This is a genomic window from Spirosoma sp. 209, assembly GCF_002006735.1.
GTDB lineage: Bacteria > Bacteroidota > Bacteroidia > Cytophagales > Spirosomataceae > Spirosoma > Spirosoma sordidisoli.
The window spans coordinates 88,952-106,308 of record NZ_MVEC01000007.1; the positions used below are offsets into that span (position 1 = coordinate 88,952).

Sequence of the window (17,357 nt, forward strand, 5' to 3'; positions counted from 1 at the left end):
CCAGCGCTTTTTTGTACGACTGATAATTCCAGACTCCTATGCAATATATTGATGAATCGAAAGCCTTTAAGCGAGTTACCTGTACCATCAGGCTCGGCCGTCAGCCAGTCAGCAAAAGTCAGCACCAGACTCTTTCCGAGCAGACGATCCCTTTTCTACGCAAAACGCTTTTAGACAAAAACTGGTCTGCCGAAAACAAGCTACCCGAAGTCGGAGAACCGCAGGGGTTACCGATGGACGAGTTTGAACGGCTCTTTCAACAGTATAAACGAGCTGGGCATGAGTACTACCAAAGGCTAAGTCAGCAGACCGATAAAACAGACCCCCGCTAGGCTACTGTCTTTCTGCTCTCCTAAAACGGCCACCGACCCGCTTATCTACAGGCGGGCCAGTGGCCGTTCTCATGGGCGCCAGCTTTACCATCTATTGGCTTCGTCGGTACGGGGTCCGCTACGGGAAAAGATGGCCTGATCACCCCCCGAATTTGCCCCGTTTACCCCCCGTCGGGCCGGGTGCCGGGCGGTATATTTACCTGATCAATCAACCAAACGACAGGTAAACATGGCTACGAAAAAGACAAAAATCATGTACTGGGTCTTCACCGGTTTGTTCGCCTTTGTGATGCTGGGCTCCGCTGTTCCTAATATCATGGTCGATCCCATGTCGGTTCAGGGATTTCGTGAGATGGGGTACCCCGTCTATCTGATTCCGTTTCTGGGCTGGGCCAAGCTGCTGGGGGTTGTAGCCATCCTCGTGCCTGGTTTTCCCCGGCTTAAAGAGTGGGCCTATGCTGGTTTATTCTTCGACCTGCTGGGGGCTGTGTATTCGATTCAGGCCATTGGGAAGCCTGTTGTCTACTGGGCACCGATTCTGCTCTTTGTAGCCGTCGGGGTGGGTTCGTATGTGTGCTATCACGCCCTGCAGCGGCTGGCTACCGGTAATCACAAAGATCCGCAACCGGCCACCGGGCCCGTTGTGTCAACTTTATAAGGTGCCGGAAAGCGTGCGGGTGAGTCGCTGAGTGCTTCGCTGTCGGTCTGAGTCATAGAGGATTCAGACCGTTTTCGTTATAGATACTTACCCGGGTGCAGGAGTGGAGTTTTTGAAAATCAGAACTGATTGCATGGGTAAATTCAGCGCGGTTTTCGCTTGAAATCACGAAACGCTCCGTAAGCCGATGGCTTATAAAGCGGCAATCGTCTATTTTAATCAAGCTGGATTCGTGAAGACAAACACATTGCTCCTCGCCTTTTTGCTACTGGCATCGGTAGTGCAGGCCCAGAAAAAAGTATTCCCCCAGGCGCCGGGTATGGTGTCGTATACCTATCGCAACAGCTTCTCGAAAAATGTGGCTGCAACCCTCGATACCATTAAAGCCCTCGGTATAACGGATATGGAATTCTCCAACTTGTTTGGGAAAACCGCAGCTGAATTACGTAAGCTCCTCGACGAACGCGGCATGAAGTGCTCCTCGTTCGGGGTTAGCTACCCGGATGCCCTGAACAAGACGCAGGAGGTGGGCCAGAACGCCAAAACCCTGGGCGCCAAATTTGTACGGGTTGCTTGGATTCCGCACGATGGACCGTTTACGCTCGACATGGCCAAAAAAACCGTGGCGGATTTCAACCAGATTGGCAAACGCCTGAACGATGACTATGGCATTACGTTCTGCTACCATAACCACGGCTTCGAGTTCCAGCCCCATCAGGACGGGACCCTCTTCGATTACATTGTTCAGCAGACCGACCCCAAGTACGTAAGCTTTGAGATGGACATTCTCTGGACTTTTTTCCCGGGTCAGGATCCCGTGGCCCTGCTTAACAAATACGGCAAACGCTTCAAACTCATGCACCTGAAAGATCTGCGCAAAGGCGTTACCGGCAACCTGTCAGGGGGCACTCCCGTCGAGAATGACGTGGCGCTGGGAACGGGCCAGATCGACCTGGCGGCTGTGCTGAAGGCAGCCCGCAAAGCCGGTGTGCAGCATTATTACATTGAAGACGAAAGCCCCAGCATCAAAACCCAGGTGCCGCAGAGTATTGCCTACCTCAAAAATCTGAAAGATTAAGCGCTGGCGGAGGCCGGTTCGGTTAGCTGTCCGCAGGTGGTCGTTGCAGAATCTGAAGCATATTCCCCTCCGGATCGAAGAAACTACGGACCTGGCCTCCGCCAATAGCCTCGACCCGCTCGCCATCCCAGCGAACGCCCTGCTGGTCGAGATAGGCGATGGCCCGATCGATGTCGGCAACGCGCAAGGCCAGATGCGACCAGCCGGGTGTCCAGGTGGTGCGGGGGGACCGGGTCGTGTCATCTTTGGGCATGATCTCGAGCAGGGTATTGTCGGGCGCCTGCAGCATCCAGACCGGCCGGCCCGCATCGGCTTTCCAGTGGCGGAACCACTTCGTATAGCCCAGCACTGTGCAGTACCAGTCGGCCAGGGTTTCTACGTCGTCGGCAGCAACAGCCGGATGGTCGACACCCGTAAGCGTAAGTTCATTCATCGGTCAGTGGTTAGATGCCTATTTTCTCCCGAACCAGCCGCAGCCAGATAGCCCGCCCTTCACAATCCCAGTGCGTATCGCTCTTCAGATAGGGTGAGGCAGGGGCCTGGCTAAAAGGACTGTACACATCGATGGTCGGAACGGCCAGCTTCGGATGTTGCTGAATACGTTCGATCAGGTGATTATAGGCGTACCGGTTTGGTTCGAGGATACTCGCTTTGTTGGGAATGATCGACAGATATACGGCGTCGAAGCCCTGCTGCTTATAATAGTCTGCCGTAGCATTGAGGCTATCGACATAGGCATCGACCTGAGCGCTGGTCAGGGGCGAGTAGGACGATAGTACGCTGCTGGTATCGGTGTCGGAGTTCAGAAAGATGTGTTGTCTGTTCCGGGACAGACTAACCCCCTCGTTGGACCGGTCAAACCAGCGCAGGGTCAGCGTGGCTTTTAGCTCCTTGAACCAGAAGGCCCACTGGTGACTGAACAGGGCCGTTTCGAGTCGTTGCTCCACATCGCTCCAGTGAATATCCGTTTTGACGCGCTCCCAGCCCGTTGGCGGTGGTAGCCGCGACTGGTTGGTGTCGGCGTCGACGACCAGCTCACGCACGGGCTGGGTCACGTGATCCCGAAAATGGCGCTCGATGGTTTCGATCAGTAACACGTTTCGTTTGCTGGTATCCAGCTGGGCCCGTTGCTTGTTGTACCAGTGTACTCGCTGGTAATGGCTGACCCTAAAATCATCTTTGGTAATCCGCTGCGGCTCCGAAAAACTGTCGCCGATGATGTACAGATGGGTTGACGCGGTGTCGCTGTCGCGGTTGGAAGGCGTACAGGTGGGTTGTTCCTGTTTGAACTGAGGCAGCGCTGACAACCGGTACAGGTCGCCATAGCGGTAATCGTCGGCTATGACCCCGGCTTCGTATAACCAGTGCGATACCGTAGCCGACAGGCCACATAGCCAGAATATACCGGCAGTTACTAAGACAGCGTAGCGAAGAAAACGCATGGAAAAATAAATTATCGGACCCGGATCGAGTAAAGGTTGACGGCGCGCTGAACGCTGCTGAGCACGTATAACTCATTCGATCGCTCATCGAACTGCAAAACTACCGGAAAATCGCTTGGGATGGGTCGATCACCTACAATGCGTCCGTTGAGATCATACAAGGTGGTGAAACTGCCCGACTTGATACTCACCAGCTCGACCCCCGCGCCCAGCCGGTGGTACCGAATGCTGTTACGACCCGACTGAAGCGCCCGGACCTCGAACCGGCGTTCGCCTTTCTGATCCAGTATGGCCACCTCGGTATCAGTTGAGCGCAGCACCAGCCAGTTCGTCTGTTCTTCGTCGGGAAGGAGCCGGAACGTGCCGCTGCGGACGGGCCGGTACAACTGCGTTCGTTTGGTTACAGTCCCGTTGGTGAGCAGGGTCAGGAGCTGACCTTCGTCGGTGATGGTCTGTAACGTCGACTGACCGGGTGGAATCAGGGCGGGACCGGCGAAGCGAACGTCGGGTTCGTCTTCGGTCTGCCGCTCGACCTTAACCGGGAAATGAGGATGCTGCGTACCGTTTTCGCGCCAGTAGTTGAGCGTACCGTCCGCCTGTGCGGCCAGGATATCCATACCATCGGGGGTAACCATAATCTGGAACGGCAGCAGCAACGGTCCTTTGCGGGGAGCGCTCATGAGTTTAACAAAGGCTTTTCGCTGACGATCCAGCCCATAGACCTGCCCGTTTGGATGAGTGGCGAGCGCAACGATGCTGCGTTGCCTACTTCCCCGTGGTCGTACCAGATAAGTTGGATCAAGACCAGCGGGGAGTGGTATCTGCTGGAGCGATACGGCACCCGTACTACCTGGCTTCTGACCCGGGTCGGCGATGTACAGCGTCCGGTCGGTCATGAACAGGTACTGCAACCGCCCATTATCCAGAAAATCAACGGCCAGCGCGTTGCTGCGAACCGGCCCGTCGGTGCTGCTCTGTATGGCCCCATCGCTGTTGGGGGTGATCAGGCTCAGCTTCGCATCGGCCTGCTGGGCGTAGAACGGGGCCGTTCCGTCACTCAGGCTACCGGTTGCAAAAGGAGCCGCCACGAGCGGAGCGGCCAGTTCGGTGCGTTTGCGGAGCAGGAGCTTGTTCAGTACGGCCCGGCTGGCCCGGCGGGTCGTGCGGCCAAGAATTACCGTCGACTGAATGTTTTCGTTGCCGTAGCTGGCCTGGTACGCCATGTTCTCCAGATTGGCCAGGGCGGGGCTACCCGTGGCGGGGTCTGGCTGGTCAAGGAGATTTTGCCAGGCTAACGGCCAGGTTGTCGGTACGGTGGTGTGGGCCCGGTTGAGCCGTACGAAGGCGGTGAAGTTAGCCGGGCGCAGGGTACCGTTCAGAAATTCGGCCTGACGGTCGTCGGCCGACCAGACGGCTTTTCGTTGCACCTGCTGTAGATAATCCTGCAGGGCCTCTTCGCTGTTGGCCACAATGAGGGCCGAGCCGTGTTGGGTAATCCAGCTTTGCGGAAAGCCGGTAAACAGGCTGCTGAATAAGGACGCAGGCAGCTCGGAAACGTTCAAGAGCAGCGTTTTGTGGCCCAGAAAGCTTCGCAGGGGAGCGGGGGCGGTGGCGCCGGCGCGGTATGCAATGCGCTGATACGCACTGACGAGCTGTTTACCATCCCGGCCGGGTAAGATAAGCACCTGCCGCTGAGCGCCTGTTGCCGACTCCATGCGGCAGAGGAGCACGTCCCGGTCCAGCGCCTGATAAAACGGTTTGGTGTCTGGTTTGATCTGATCGAATCGGTCGCGCAGGAAGTCGCTGGAAGCGGACCCCAGCAGCTGGCTCAGCGACCGGCCAAACCGCGCAGCATCGCTGATGCCGATATGGTACAGGCTGGCGGTTGTCTGCGGAATCAGGTCGGGCCGGGCAATGCGCTGGGGCGTCTGGTCCTGAAAAAGGGCCGCCACGTCGCGTCGACCACCGATCTCATCGACGGCATACCCGATCAGGTGGGTCCGCGAGGCCGATGGCCGAAATTGTAAGGTTAACGACTCGGGTAAGAAAAGCCGTACCAGCGAGCTTGCATCGCTGAACAGGCCCTGTAGCACCTCCGGCCGAACGCTGACCCCGGCGGGATGGTCGGCATCGACTTTTCCTTCTACCCGGATGATAGAGCCGTTTTCGGCCAGTTTGAGCTGACGATGCATCTGCCGCGCTACGTTCTCGACCAGGATGCCGGATACGCTGCCAACCAGGAAGTCGTCGGTCAGGATAAACGAACCGACCGGCTCATTCGCTCGCGAGACCAGGTCAAATATCTTCTCCCCCGAGAACGTGTGATTAAGGACCCGGTACTGGCGGGGATCGGGGTTGGTGAGCCGTTGCAGAAACGACTGATCAGTTTCTGTCAGAGGAATGTAGAAGATATAGTCGAGGGTCGTTCTGGATACGGTATGGAGGGAATACCGGACGTTCCTGCCCGAGATAAACTGCAGCACCGTGGCCGTGTCGGCGGTAGCGTACAGGAACCGGTCGAGCCGCTGACGGGCTTCGTCAAAAACGGGTAGCTGCCGTAGGGCGATCTCATTCCGCAAAGCCTGGGCCGACACCGTATCCTGCAGGCGATCACTGGCCAGCATCATCAGCGCCCCTGGTGGGATGAACGCATCGATACTGCGGTCGTTGGCCCGGTAATGACGGTAGCCGAGCCAGCCACCGACCAGCAGCACCACTACACCAATACCCAACCAGACGTTACGGTTCATAGAGTAAATAGAAATAAGCAAAAACGAGACGGGGCCAGCTGGTCGTCATAAGTGATAAAGATCGCCAAAGTAGGCATACTACTTACGACTTTCCGCACTCACAACGGCCGGGTGGCCCCGTCGGGATACTAATTCGGGTTTATTTACCCCACATCGCGTTGGCGGTTTCGGGGAACGGCAGGGTCAGCTCCGGCACGTTGGCTGCTACGCGGTTAGCCCATTCGACCCCCTGCATCAGCGAGTGGTCCTGGTTGCTTACCTCGTATTTCCAGGCGCCGAACCGGCCCCGCGAATAAATTCCGAACGGTTCCAGTTTCGGCAAAACAGCTTTCAGAATACCGTCGCGCTCGACCGAAGGGGTCGGGTAGCCGTAATCGAACGCCATGTGGAAGGTCGAGATAACATCGTCGGCCGACTCGATCAGCTGATCTTCGACCAGGGCGCGGATGGTGTCGTCGATCAGCGTTTCGCGATTGACGGGTTTTGCCGACGATTCGCTGGTCTCGGTCATCAGCGACCAGTGCTGGTTGATATCGGGTACGTTGTTGGGGCTGTAATTCGAGAATACCGTTACCCGGTAATACGGGCTGTTGGCTTCCGGGAAATACATCCAGCACATCGTTTCGAGGCTTGGCTTCGGCTTGCCTTTCAGGCCGATACCCACAACGTTGGTCGACGAGTGTTTCAGACCCTGGGCGGTTTGTACCGTTTCGGGGGCCAGCCCTTCGACCCGCTGGGTAAAGAGGTCGAGCGGCATGGTGCTCATCAGGTGTTCGTACTGAATGGTTGAGCCATCGGCCAGCACGATTTTCTTCTCGGGGCCAATTACTTTCTCAACCGTACAGTTCAGCTTCACGTATTCGCGGCCAACCAGATCGCCCACGGCTTCCCAGATACCGCCCGTACCGCCTTGTTTCGGAAATTTGAAGGTGCTGTTCGGCCCCCACGAAAAGTCGTCCTGATTGAAGATGATATTTTTCGTAACCCGCTGCAGATCGGTAACGGCAACGCGCTCGCCCACCCAAACCGCGTTCATATCTTCCGGTGGGTAAGCCCACACCTTAAAGTTATAGGGGAACATGAAGGTGTCGGCCAGCCCCTGTCCGAACGTTGCCAGAATCCACTCGCGGAAGTTGGCCGGCTTCTGATTGTTCGGGAATTTGTAGTTGTGGATAATCCCTTCCAGGCATTTCCACATCGTTTCGGGCGACAGGTATTTGATGTTGTTCTGGAACGGGTAAGGAACAAACCGGTTCTCAATCCAGACCCACGATTCGCGCTGGTGACTGAGCCAGCCATCTTCGCCCAGTGCTTTGAGCATCAGGTCGTCGAAGTACTTGTAGTGGGAAAACTGCACGTGGCCGCCCACATCCCAGGTAAAGCCCTGTTCATCGACAAAGCTTTTCGACAGCCCTCCGATCCGGTTTTCTTTTTCCAGGACAATAAAGTCGGTGATGCCCAGTTCTTTCAGGCGATACGCGGCTCCCAGGCCGGTAGGGCCCGAACCGATAATAACATATTTATAGTTCATGATGACGTTTTTGGCCAACCCGATTCAGTGGTCCGGGCACTACGGCCCCATAGGGACACGCCAGCGACTGGACTACCGGAAAAGGGCAGACTTGTTTTCAGGCGGCTACTGGCTCTGGTGATTTGAGGGCTTTAACTTTACTGCCCAGGTCGAACCGGAACTGCGCCAGTTCTTTAAAACTCTGCATACAAACTTTCAGCAGCTTCCACTTCAGAATCGACACCGTACCGGTTTGCCGCTCTTTGTGGGTAATGGGAATGTCGAAGGTGTTGTACCCGGCTTTCTTGGCCATAACAGCCAGAAAAATGTTGGGCGCAAAGGGCGTTGGCGTTGGCAGCTGGGCCAGCAGTCGACGCAGGAACGAACCCCGGATCAGACGGAACGGGATATTGCTATCCATAATGTAGGTTCCGTAGATGAAGGCGATACTGAATCGCAGGATGCGGGTGATGATCAGCCGCGCAAACGCATCGTAACGTTCTTCGCGGTAGCCGAGAATAAACGGTGAGTCGTTTCGCCGGGCCCATAGTTTCTCAAAATCCTCGGTGACGAACTGATCGTCACTGTCGGTCTGAAAAACGTATTCGGAATCGAGCGCAACGGCTTGCCGGTACCCGTTTACCACGGCATTACCATGGCCGCCATTGGGCTGATGAACGACCATCAGTTTAGGGTAGCGTTCTTTGATCTGGTCCAGAATAGCCCCAGTATTATCTCGGGAACCGTCATTAACAACAATCAGGCGCGTGTTCTCGGTAGGGAATCGACGGGCCAGCATGTCTGTCCATTGCCGGACAACAACTTCGATGACTTCTTCTTCGTTGTAGGCCGGCATTACTATTGACAAGAGGAGACTCATGCAGGGGTATATAGTGATGAATGTATACTGAACGGTGTATAGTGAGAAGAGTCACTACATACATCCTAAACATCGCAAATATAAGAAATTGTTGCCGGGAGTCTGACGAACCGTCTAGTAGATTATCGAGCGGACTAATCCGGGTGCTCAATAGGAAAAACGGTCTTTCAGATTATTGATCGGTTTTTCGATCAAATACCACGAAACGGTAGCCAGCGCAACTGTCAGCAACAGGAAAAACGAAAACTGAAACGCGTAGGTGCTATCCAGAACAGGGGCCATGTCTGTAAGCCGGCGCCAGGCCCGGAGCGAAAAATGGTTGGGCTGGGTATGATATACGTTGAAGACGAAATTGTGGAAGAGATACAGGCCATAGCTGATCCGGCCGAGGTACTGACTTACGGGATTTTCGAGCAGCCATTTCATGATGGGGTTGGTAAAGCCCATCACCGCCCGCCCAATCAGGAAAAAACCAACCAGCGAGGCCGCCAGCCGCTCCCAGACGTCGGACATGATGTTGTGGTGACCGGTCCAGCCACGCGGGTCCGGAATGGCGGGCAGCAGTTTGGTAGCCACCAGCACAACGATAAACAACCCGACACTGGCCCAGACCCAGCCCGACGACCGGAAAACCTGGTTGAAACGCTCGCGCTGGTAGAGCCACCAGAACGCCATAATAGCGCCCAGTCCAAACGAATCCAGGCAGGCAGGCATGGTCACATACCCGATGAACCACGGCATACGGGCGCGGAAGATGACGTACCGCAGGCATACCGCCCCGATAATCATCAGCGCAGCTGTCAGCGGCACCCATCGGCGGGGCACGACGAACAGCAGCAGTGGAAAAAACAGATAAACCTGCTCTTCAACGGCCAGCGACCACAGGTGATCGACGGTGCCCATCCAGGTCGAGAAGTAGGCCATATACAGGTTGGTCGCGTAGAGGGCCAGCCAGGCGAAGGTACGCCGGACGGGGGGCTCGTTGACCAGATACAGCACGAACAGGGTGATGTAATAGACCGGAAAAATGCGGAGCGTCCGGCGGATGTAGAAGACTTTCATATACTTGGAAAATCCTCGTCCGGGTTGATGACTTAGCTTGTCTTTGCTGGAGAGCAGAATCCGCGTGATTAGAAAACCGCTCAGCACGAAGAAGATTGTAACGCCCAGCGCACCCAGCGGTAGCTCAACCCGGCCTGCCATCCAGTGATCGAACAGAACCAGCGCCACGGCGATAAACCGGACTCCATCCAGCTGGAGCAGATGAGTCAGAGTCGGGCGGGTAGCGGATGGGGTCAGGGTTTGATTGGACTGCATACAGTGATGATTGAATCTACCAGTTTTTTTCGGTTGTATCGGCGGGTTGTCCCGCCGACGTAACGGTCTGGCCAGTGTTGATGAGATAAGGTGTTGCCGGGCCGTCCGGAACAACCAGCACGCTTAGCTGATACGTGCCGGCAGCCAGTTCGGCCATCAACACGTCGGCCCGGAAGCCGGTGGTAAACTGCCGGTCCGGCAGCAGACGGGCCCCGCCTGCCGACCGTTTGTTCTGCCAGACAGGAAACAGATACCGCCGTTGACCGGACCGGGCCAGCACATAAGCCCCCGCATCGCGCAGGCCCTGGGGGGGCAGTTCTGTTTCCTGGATCGTGAACCCGGCCGGATTGGGTTGAACCGTCATCTTCAGATTACCCGGCCGACCGGCGCTGAACAGAACAGGCAGGGCGGTGTCGTAAAAAGCAGGAGCGGGGTCGGTATAGCGGGCCGTTACGGCATCGAGTTGAGCAACGGGCCGACGGGTCGTATAGTGCCAGTTGAACTGGTTGGTCGTGAGCCAGTGCCGCCACCAGATCGTTTCGTCGAGGAACGAAAAATACGACAGCCAGGCCAGGGCCAGCCCACCAACTCCGCCAACCAGACCGGCCCACTGACCCAGCCGACCGGGCAGGGTGGCCACGGCATAGCTGTACAGCAGGGCCAGCAGGGTAAGCGAGTAAATCTTGTAGCGGCTGGTGATGAGCAGATCGGCACCGAAGCCAGTCCGGGCGTAGGCCACCACAGCCGCCGTGCCCAGCAAAAAGGCCGCGCTGCCCCAGAAAAACAACGCAATGGCCGGCATCGTGGCCAGGCCGCCCGCCCGATTGGGGTGTCTGACCTGCTGCCATACGCGGCTAAGGCTGCGCTGGTTCATAACCAGGCCCATGCCTACTATACCCAGGGTCAGTACGACCGTAAGCCCGCCCAGAGCCGTGCTGTTGGTTAGCGGCCGGCCCATAGGCAAAGCCTCCCCGGCAGCACCGATTACGGCAAACCAGCCCTTCAGCAGATCGGTAACGCCCGGTCGGATGGCATGCGCCCCGCCTGGTTTCTCGAAGCCAACGAAGTACAGGCCTATGACCAGCAGTGCACACAGGGTCCAGCCCAGCAAGGGGCGATAGGATGTCCGGCTGGCACCCGCCCGCACTTCGGCGCTACGGAGCAGGAGTAGCGCAAACCCAATAGGCCAGACGAGCAGGCCATTGCCGCTCGTAAGCGTCGCCAGTACGGCGGCCCCCACGGCCAGCCCCCACCGGTCTGTGTAGGCCAGCCAGTAGAAAGCGGCCAGCACCCACAGAACAACCGAGAAATTCTGGAGAGCGGCCATGCCCCAGTACATATTTTCCCACTGCGACAGGTTGAAGAGTACCAGTGCCACCGGAACGGCGTAGAGGCCGGTATTCCGGCTGGCGGCTCCGGCGCTTCGACCCAGAACGGCGTAAAAGACGGCCAGCAAGCCAACCAGACTCAGGTTGCCAATGGCCATCAGGTGCACGTAGTTGAGCTTGCCGGTCAGCCAGTAGTCGAGCAGAGTAATCAGTCGGTCATAAACAATCCGGTGTTCGTTATGCTGCCTGAAGAGCTGATAAAGCTTACCGGAGAGGGTCGTTTCCTGATCGGTATTGAACAGAAAAGCCCGCAGCGCGTGGTCGTCCCACTTGGGTATGTTGATGGCATACTGCTGCCACACCCAGCCAAAAACCAGCAACGGCACGGCCAGTAGTACCCAGCCCAGCGCGGCCTGTCCTCCGGTCGCGGTTCGTGTTGAGCGCGACGGGGGAGCGTAAGTAGGTTGCGAGCGGGAAATCATGCCGTATTGATTTTGGTGGACTGGCCGTCAGCGTCGGCCCGGTACTGTTTGTGCGGTCGGTTCGAAGCCAGACGCTAGTAGCGATACTTGGTGCCTTCGAAATCGTAGATCGTAATGCGCTGGCCGGTTTTTCCTTTGATCAGGATGATCCGGTCGGTCTGGGTCGTATCCATCCGCTGATAGTATGTAGCGTCTTTGGGCAGATACAGGTTTGTATACTGGGCGTCGATGATCGAGTGCGTCGTATACGTCTTTTCGATTTCGTCGCGGGGGTTCGTACGTGCCGAGGGGTATAGTACCGTATCGCCGGGCGCATACTGGCTGATGATTCGCTGGGCGGCCGTGTTGTACGGGTTTTCGATCCGGTAACGACCGTAGTAGGTGTATTTAGGCGCCTGATCTTCGTAGATCCGGTACAGCAGATCGCCGATGAAATAAGCCTGTACGAGCAGGATCGCCCCGAGCGTCAGCCGCAGGTAGGCAGGCTGCCGGAACAGCTGCTGGATAATAAGACCTACCAGCGTCAGCGCGTAGGGGAACGAAAAGCCCGAATAGCGCTGGGTGATGCCGTAGGTATGGCCATTTCGAACCGCAAAGGCGATCAGAACCAGCGTCGGTATGGTGCTGCAGAGAACCATCAGGTACAGAAAACGCCGTTCGGACCGGTCGTTATGGGCTACAAAAGCCTGGTAAAGCAGGTAGTAGAGCAGGGGTAGGGCAGCCGCCACCACCAGCCGGGCCGACTGGATCGTGTACAGGGCCATGCCGGCAACCAGCAATATAGGCACCGCGACTTTCACCCAGGCTGGTGGCTGATTTTTCTGACCGAACCGAACTACCACCAGTAGGGCAATCAGGCCAAAACCAACAGCGATGACCAGGTTGCGGAACGCCAGCGTCTCCGCCGAAAGGCCGTTCGAGATCATGAACAGATCAGCCCAGACCGGTATCGACTTCTTCACAATATTGGCCAGCGTAGCCGGTAAAATGATCCCGAATCCGTTGTTATACGGGTTCGTCAGGGCCAGTCCACCGTACAGTTTGGCCTGGTACGCCAGCGTAAAGAGGGTGTACTTACCTCCCCCATATACGAACCAGGGTAAAATCAGGCCAACCGCCCCGCCCACCGTACTCAGCCCAAAGCCGATGTATGTCTTCAGATCCCGGTTGAAGAGCAGCAGATAGATACCGTGACACAGAAAAACGGTGAAGGCCAGATAGTGGCCCAGTGTCGCCAGTGCAAACGACAGGCCATAGCCGATATACAAGCCGATGGGGTGCCTGCCCTCCGCGCGTTTGTCGAGGATACGCAGGAACAGCCAGGTGCCCAGCAGACACAGAAAAATGGTCATGCAATAGTTACGGGCCATGTGGCTGTAGGCGATGAAAAATGGCTCTACAGCCGCCAGCGCAGTTACAATCAGGGCCAGCGGCTGGGATTTCAGGTAGCGTCTGACCAGGAGAAACAGCAGACCGACGATCAGGGTACTGAAAATGATAGACGGCATCCGGATCGACAGATCGCTCAGGCCAAACACTTCGATCCAGGCCCAGAGCAGCGCGTAGTGAGAGGCACTGTTACCAATATCGGTCTGAATGATAGCCCGGATGTAATCGTTGAGTTGTTTGGGCTTCCAGAACTCCTGGGGGGTAAAATACACTTTACCGGGCGTATGGAACACATCGCGCTGGTTGGCGCCTTCCAGCGAAACGCCCTGGGTGTTGACCAGCGTAAACTTCTCGTCGAGGTAAAGACCGTGTACACTGGACTTGTACAGCCGAAGGCCCAGCGCCAGGAGCAGAATCAGATAAATGGTCCATTGTGACCGACTCAGCGAAGCAAGTAAACCCGAACGGGATTCGTTCATTGTGCGGTTAGTAGCGGGTGATTGCAGCATATTAGCGCAAAAGTAAGTCCGTACCTATCGCTTTTACAATTTAAGGATGGTGAATTCTACCCGCCGGTTCTGTTTCCGCTTTTCTTCGGTCTCGTTACTGGCAATCGGTTTACTGGGTCCCCAGGCTTTGGTCTGAATTCGGCTTTCGACAATACCCTTGCCCGTCAGGTACTCTTTCACCACCCGAACGCGGTCCTGCGACAGTTTCATATTGGGTTCCCAGTCGCCCTGGTTATCCGTATGCCCTTCAACGAGCAGCTCCATAGCGGGGTATTTTTCCAGCATGGCTACCACCCGGTCCAGCTCTACGCTGGCACCCGGCAGGAGCGCAAACTCACTCTGCTGAAACAACACATCGCGCATGATAATTTTCTGGCCCGGCTCTATCTTGACCAGGTACAGGTTGCGCCGAATGTCGCGAAACCGTTTGTCTTTGCTCAGGTCCAGGGTTTCGGTCGTGGGGAAATAGCCTTCACGACTGGCGGTCAGGTTATAGGTTTTCTGGGTGGGCAGAATGAGCTTATACTCACCGGTCTCCGGGTTGTAGTCTACCTTGCTGACGGCTTTGTTTTCGTTGAAAATACCCGAGATGACTTCCGACGCAACGGGCTTTTTGCTTTGGGCGTCGAGCACCTGCCCCGATACGATGGCCACGGGGTCGGGTTTGATGGCCGGGTACAGCTTGAGCCGGAAAATATCGTCTTCGCCCATCGAGCCCGCCCGCGAACTCAGGTACGCAAAATCACCCGAGGCCGGAATGGTGAAATAACCGTCCCATTCGGGTGTGTTAATGGCTGGTCCCAGGTTTTCGGGTTCACTCCAGTTGCCCCATGAGTCATCGAGCCGGCGCGATACGAAGATGTCGCCATTGCCGAAACCAGGATGTCCCATAGACGTGAAATAGAGCGTACGCCCATCGGCGGCCAGAAAAGGCGAACTCTCCGCATCGGCGGTGTTCACGACGCCACCCAGCGAGACGGGCTCTGCCCAGGTCTTGTCCGGTAGTTGCAGCGACACGTACAGGTCCCGGTTGCCGCGGGTATCTTTCCGCTGTACGGCCAGAATGATGGCCTGCCCGTCGGGCGAGACGCAGAATTCCAGTTGGTTCTCTTCGTGCAGGTTGTAGTTGTTGGCGATCTTACACTCAACCGGTTGCGACCAGCCTGCCTTGGTCCGGATCGACCTGGAGATGCCGAACGACATAGAACCGTTGGGCTGATATACGTTAATGAGGTAGGCTGTTCGGCCGTCGGGAGCCATGCCGCTGATGGCATTGTCGCCCGCGTTGTTGATGGGAGAACCTATGTTAATGGCCTCGTTCCAGCTGGCGGGATTACCGCCACTGGCCGACGCGAGTGTTGCGTACCAGACGTCCTGATGCTCTGCTCCGCCGATGTTGGCTTTGTTCAGCCCCCGCGTAAAATACAGAGTGCGTCCATCGGGCGAGATCACGGGGGCTACTTCCTGCCCCGGCGAATTGACGGTTTTGCCGAGGTTTTCTTTCTGAATTTCCTTGGGCGTATTCGCCGATACGTTGATGCCAACGCTAACGGGGCTGGGATCTTCCGAAATGCCGATGGCATCGATCTGGTTCATGCCTTTCAGAGCCGCCCCGTTGATGACTACTTTGATCTGATGACAGACGTAGGTGGGGTTGGTCAGAAAAATACGTAGCAGCGGGTCCTGACGCGGCTGGTTTCCTGTATTCTGGTACACCACATGTTCCTGTTTATTTTCATCCAGCACGATAACGCGAACCACGGCGCCCGGATTGATGTTCTCGGCGACGACGATCTGGCGGGCGCGGATGGGTTTGTCGAACCCGACCTGCACCCACTCGTCGGTGGTTCCATCCGGATAGAACGGAGCCCAGGCGCAGGGGGTAGTTCCAAGCTGCAGCGGTTTGTTGGGACGCCCCAGCGCCTGCGATGCCTTAAACTGGTCGCCAGTCGTTTCGCCTTTCTTTTCTGACGAAACACCTACCACGCGGCTGGCCCATTGTAGCGTGCCCCGGTTGGCGGTTTGTGCCGAACCCGACAGGGTAAGGCTCAGCAAGCCACCAATCAGGGTCAGAAGACGCTGCGTACACATGAGATGTCTATATTGAATAAAAACAGCTGATCGGCAACCCCCGAACCGCCATTGGCAGGGCTGGTTTCAGGGTGTCGTTCCGTACCACACGTCAGCCAATACTCAAAAATAGCAAACTTAATTAGTCATTACCCGATACTCCCAGGGTTTCATGGCAACACTCATGGCGGGTTGCAGCGTTACGGGCTGATGCTGAAAGACTTCGGTATAGGTGCCTTCGAATCCTGACCCGTTAAGGCGTACTTCCTGCGGCTGGTTGCTCAGGTTGAGCAGCACCACCACCCGATCGTTGTCCCGCTGGCGGTAAAAGGCATAGACCTTGTCGTCGTGATCAGTCTGAATTTTTACCACTTTTCCACCGGCAGGTCCGTTCCAAAGGGCCGTATTCCGGTGTTTGAGCGTGAGTAGCGCCTTGATAAAGTCACTCTTGCTGTAATTGCCCCAGGGTATTGAGTCTTTCTCAAAAAAAGCCAGCCGCTTGTTCAGGTTCGATTCCATGCCGTTATAGACCAGCGGCATACCTTCCAGCGTGCTGCTAAGAACGATAAGCGCATTGGCCGCGGGACCGAACGACTCGGCCAGCGTTCCGTTCCAGCTGTTCTCGTCGTGGTTCTGGGTGAACAGCATCTGGTAATACCAGGCCGGGAACCGCTTCTGGTTGGCCAGTCGCAGCGAATCGATCTTGTCGGCCGTACGTGCGCCTTTGGCCACCGCCTTCATCATGGTGTGCATGCTCCAGCCGTAGTTCATGTTGAAGCAGCTCTTGAAGTGATCCGGTTCATCCTCCCATTCGGCCAGCATGAAAACGGGTTTGATCTTATCCAGCTGCGGGCGGAGCTCGGCCCAGAAGTCGTTCGGTACAAAACCGGCCACATCGCAGCGATACCCGTCGATATCACATTCCTTGATCCAGTACTGCATGGCTTCGATCATACCCCGGCGCATGTCCGGGTTGTCGTAGTTGAGGTCAACGACATCGGTCCAGTCGGTCGGTTTGTTCGTTTTCGGATCGATAGGCGCAATCATTTTCCCGTTAACCAGCGTGTACCAGTCCGGGTGCTGCTGCGTCCAGACATGATCCCAGCCGGTATGGTTCGGTACCCAGTCGAGAATGACCCGCAGGCCAAGCGCATGGGCCCGGTTGACCAGGGCCTTGAAATCGGCCAGGGTTCCGTAGGCGGGGTTAACGGCCTTGTAGTCGGCAACGGCGTAGGGGCTACCCAGTGTGCCTTTTTTGTTTTTCTGGCTGATCGGGTAGATGGGCATGAGCCAGATAATATCGACACCCAGTTCTTTCAGGCGGGGGAGCTGGGCTTCAACGGCTTTAAAATTGCCTTCTGGAGAAAACTGGCGGGTATTTACTTCATATATGGTAGCGTTCCTGGCCCAATCGGGAGCCGGCGGAGGAGTCGACTCAGGGGCTGACGCGCTGGTAGAAGTGGTCGTGGTTTCAGCTTGTTTTTGTTCATTGCGGCAGGCCGTCGCCAGGGTCAACAAACTAAGGGCAACGGCCAGATAGGTTTTCTTCATAAACAGTTCTGTTGTTAGGTCGCCGTACTGGGCGCTACGTTACGGGGTTGGTTTGTTGCAC

The 17,357-nt window shown here is 56.5% G+C and carries 13 protein-coding genes; 3 read left to right on the forward strand and 10 right to left on the reverse strand.

The window, feature by feature from the left end; genetic code table 11:
* The first annotated feature begins 38 nt into the window (after window positions 1-38).
* From B1C80_RS14030 to B1C80_RS14040, 3 genes are all read left to right on the forward strand, one after another.
* The gene (locus B1C80_RS14030) at window positions 39-332 is read left to right on the forward strand and encodes a hypothetical protein (protein ID WP_077921812.1); all 294 of its coding nucleotides are present in this window, start codon (window positions 39-41) and stop codon (window positions 330-332) included.
* A gap of 229 nt (window positions 333-561) precedes the next feature.
* Window positions 562-990, forward strand: a complete 429-nt coding sequence (locus B1C80_RS14035; RefSeq protein ID WP_077921813.1) for a DoxX family protein — start codon at window positions 562-564, stop codon at window positions 988-990.
* Window positions 991-1,222: 232 nt separating this feature from the next.
* The gene (locus tag B1C80_RS14040; RefSeq protein ID WP_369822703.1) at window positions 1,223-2,068 is read left to right on the forward strand and encodes a sugar phosphate isomerase/epimerase family protein; all 846 of its coding nucleotides are present in this window, start codon (window positions 1,223-1,225) and stop codon (window positions 2,066-2,068) included.
* Between the two features lie 22 nt (window positions 2,069-2,090).
* Here the strand turns inward: B1C80_RS14040 and B1C80_RS14045 are convergent, their stop codons facing one another.
* The 10 genes from B1C80_RS14045 to B1C80_RS14090 all read right to left on the reverse strand — a co-directional run bounded on the left by B1C80_RS14045 (window position 2,091) and on the right by B1C80_RS14090 (window position 17,296).
* Entirely contained in the window at window positions 2,091-2,501 is a 411-nt protein-coding gene (locus tag B1C80_RS14045; RefSeq protein WP_077921815.1) for a VOC family protein, read from the reverse strand.
* Window positions 2,502-2,511: 10 nt separating this feature from the next.
* Window positions 2,512-3,510: a hypothetical protein gene (locus B1C80_RS14050; RefSeq protein ID WP_077921816.1), complete on the reverse strand. Its 999-nt coding sequence runs from the start codon at window positions 3,508-3,510 to the stop codon at window positions 2,512-2,514.
* A gap of 11 nt (window positions 3,511-3,521) precedes the next feature.
* Window positions 3,522-6,260: a hypothetical protein gene (locus tag B1C80_RS14055; RefSeq protein ID WP_077921817.1), complete on the reverse strand. Its 2,739-nt coding sequence runs from the start codon at window positions 6,258-6,260 to the stop codon at window positions 3,522-3,524.
* A 139-nt stretch (window positions 6,261-6,399) separates the two neighbouring features.
* Window positions 6,400-7,791: an NAD(P)/FAD-dependent oxidoreductase gene (locus B1C80_RS14060; RefSeq protein ID WP_077921905.1), complete on the reverse strand. Its 1,392-nt coding sequence runs from the start codon at window positions 7,789-7,791 to the stop codon at window positions 6,400-6,402.
* A 97-nt stretch (window positions 7,792-7,888) separates the two neighbouring features.
* Complete coding sequence (locus B1C80_RS14065; RefSeq protein WP_077921818.1) at window positions 7,889-8,650, reverse strand: glycosyltransferase family 2 protein; 762 nt, start codon at window positions 8,648-8,650, stop codon at window positions 7,889-7,891.
* Between the two features lie 147 nt (window positions 8,651-8,797).
* Entirely contained in the window at window positions 8,798-9,967 is a 1,170-nt protein-coding gene (locus B1C80_RS14070) for an acyltransferase (protein WP_077921819.1), read from the reverse strand.
* A gap of 16 nt (window positions 9,968-9,983) precedes the next feature.
* Entirely contained in the window at window positions 9,984-11,777 is a 1,794-nt protein-coding gene (locus B1C80_RS14075) for a hypothetical protein (RefSeq protein WP_236648781.1), read from the reverse strand.
* A 74-nt stretch (window positions 11,778-11,851) separates the two neighbouring features.
* Window positions 11,852-13,645 carry a glycosyltransferase family 39 protein gene (locus tag B1C80_RS14080; protein WP_236648782.1) on the reverse strand — a complete coding sequence of 598 codons (1,794 nt, stop codon included), beginning with the start codon at window positions 13,643-13,645 and terminating at the stop codon, window positions 11,852-11,854.
* Window positions 13,646-13,708: 63 nt separating this feature from the next.
* Window positions 13,709-15,766, reverse strand: coding sequence for an OmpA family protein (locus B1C80_RS14085; RefSeq protein WP_077921821.1), 2,058 nt, complete (start codon window positions 15,764-15,766; stop codon window positions 13,709-13,711).
* Between the two features lie 117 nt (window positions 15,767-15,883).
* On the reverse strand, window positions 15,884-17,296 hold the full coding sequence (locus tag B1C80_RS14090) for an alpha-amylase family glycosyl hydrolase (protein ID WP_077921822.1): 1,413 nt from the start codon (window positions 17,294-17,296) through the stop codon (window positions 15,884-15,886).
* Between the last annotated feature and the right edge of the window lie 61 nt (window positions 17,297-17,357).

What these genes read in the sequence shown, in the direction of transcription:
- B1C80_RS14075 (WP_236648781.1), bottom strand. Translation starts at nt 11,777, where the DNA reads ATGATTTCCCGCTCGCAACCTACTTACGCTCCCCCGTCGCGCTCAACA.
- B1C80_RS14035 (WP_077921813.1), top strand. Translation starts at nt 562, where the DNA reads ATGGCTACGAAAAAGACAAAAATCATGTACTGGGTCTTCACCGGTTTG.
- B1C80_RS14090 (WP_077921822.1), bottom strand. Translation starts at nt 17,296, where the DNA reads ATGAAGAAAACCTATCTGGCCGTTGCCCTTAGTTTGTTGACCCTGGCG.
- B1C80_RS14030 (WP_077921812.1), top strand. Translation starts at nt 39, where the DNA reads ATGCAATATATTGATGAATCGAAAGCCTTTAAGCGAGTTACCTGTACC.
- B1C80_RS14045 (WP_077921815.1), bottom strand. Translation starts at nt 2,501, where the DNA reads ATGAATGAACTTACGCTTACGGGTGTCGACCATCCGGCTGTTGCTGCC.
- B1C80_RS14080 (WP_236648782.1), bottom strand. Translation starts at nt 13,645, where the DNA reads ATGAACGAATCCCGTTCGGGTTTACTTGCTTCGCTGAGTCGGTCACAA.
- B1C80_RS14065 (WP_077921818.1), bottom strand. Translation starts at nt 8,650, where the DNA reads ATGAGTCTCCTCTTGTCAATAGTAATGCCGGCCTACAACGAAGAAGAA.
- B1C80_RS14055 (WP_077921817.1), bottom strand. Translation starts at nt 6,260, where the DNA reads ATGAACCGTAACGTCTGGTTGGGTATTGGTGTAGTGGTGCTGCTGGTC.
- B1C80_RS14070 (WP_077921819.1), bottom strand. Translation starts at nt 9,967, where the DNA reads ATGCAGTCCAATCAAACCCTGACCCCATCCGCTACCCGCCCGACTCTG.
- B1C80_RS14085 (WP_077921821.1), bottom strand. Translation starts at nt 15,766, where the DNA reads ATGTGTACGCAGCGTCTTCTGACCCTGATTGGTGGCTTGCTGAGCCTT.
- B1C80_RS14050 (WP_077921816.1), bottom strand. Translation starts at nt 3,510, where the DNA reads ATGCGTTTTCTTCGCTACGCTGTCTTAGTAACTGCCGGTATATTCTGG.
- B1C80_RS14060 (WP_077921905.1), bottom strand. Translation starts at nt 7,791, where the DNA reads ATGAACTATAAATATGTTATTATCGGTTCGGGCCCTACCGGCCTGGGA.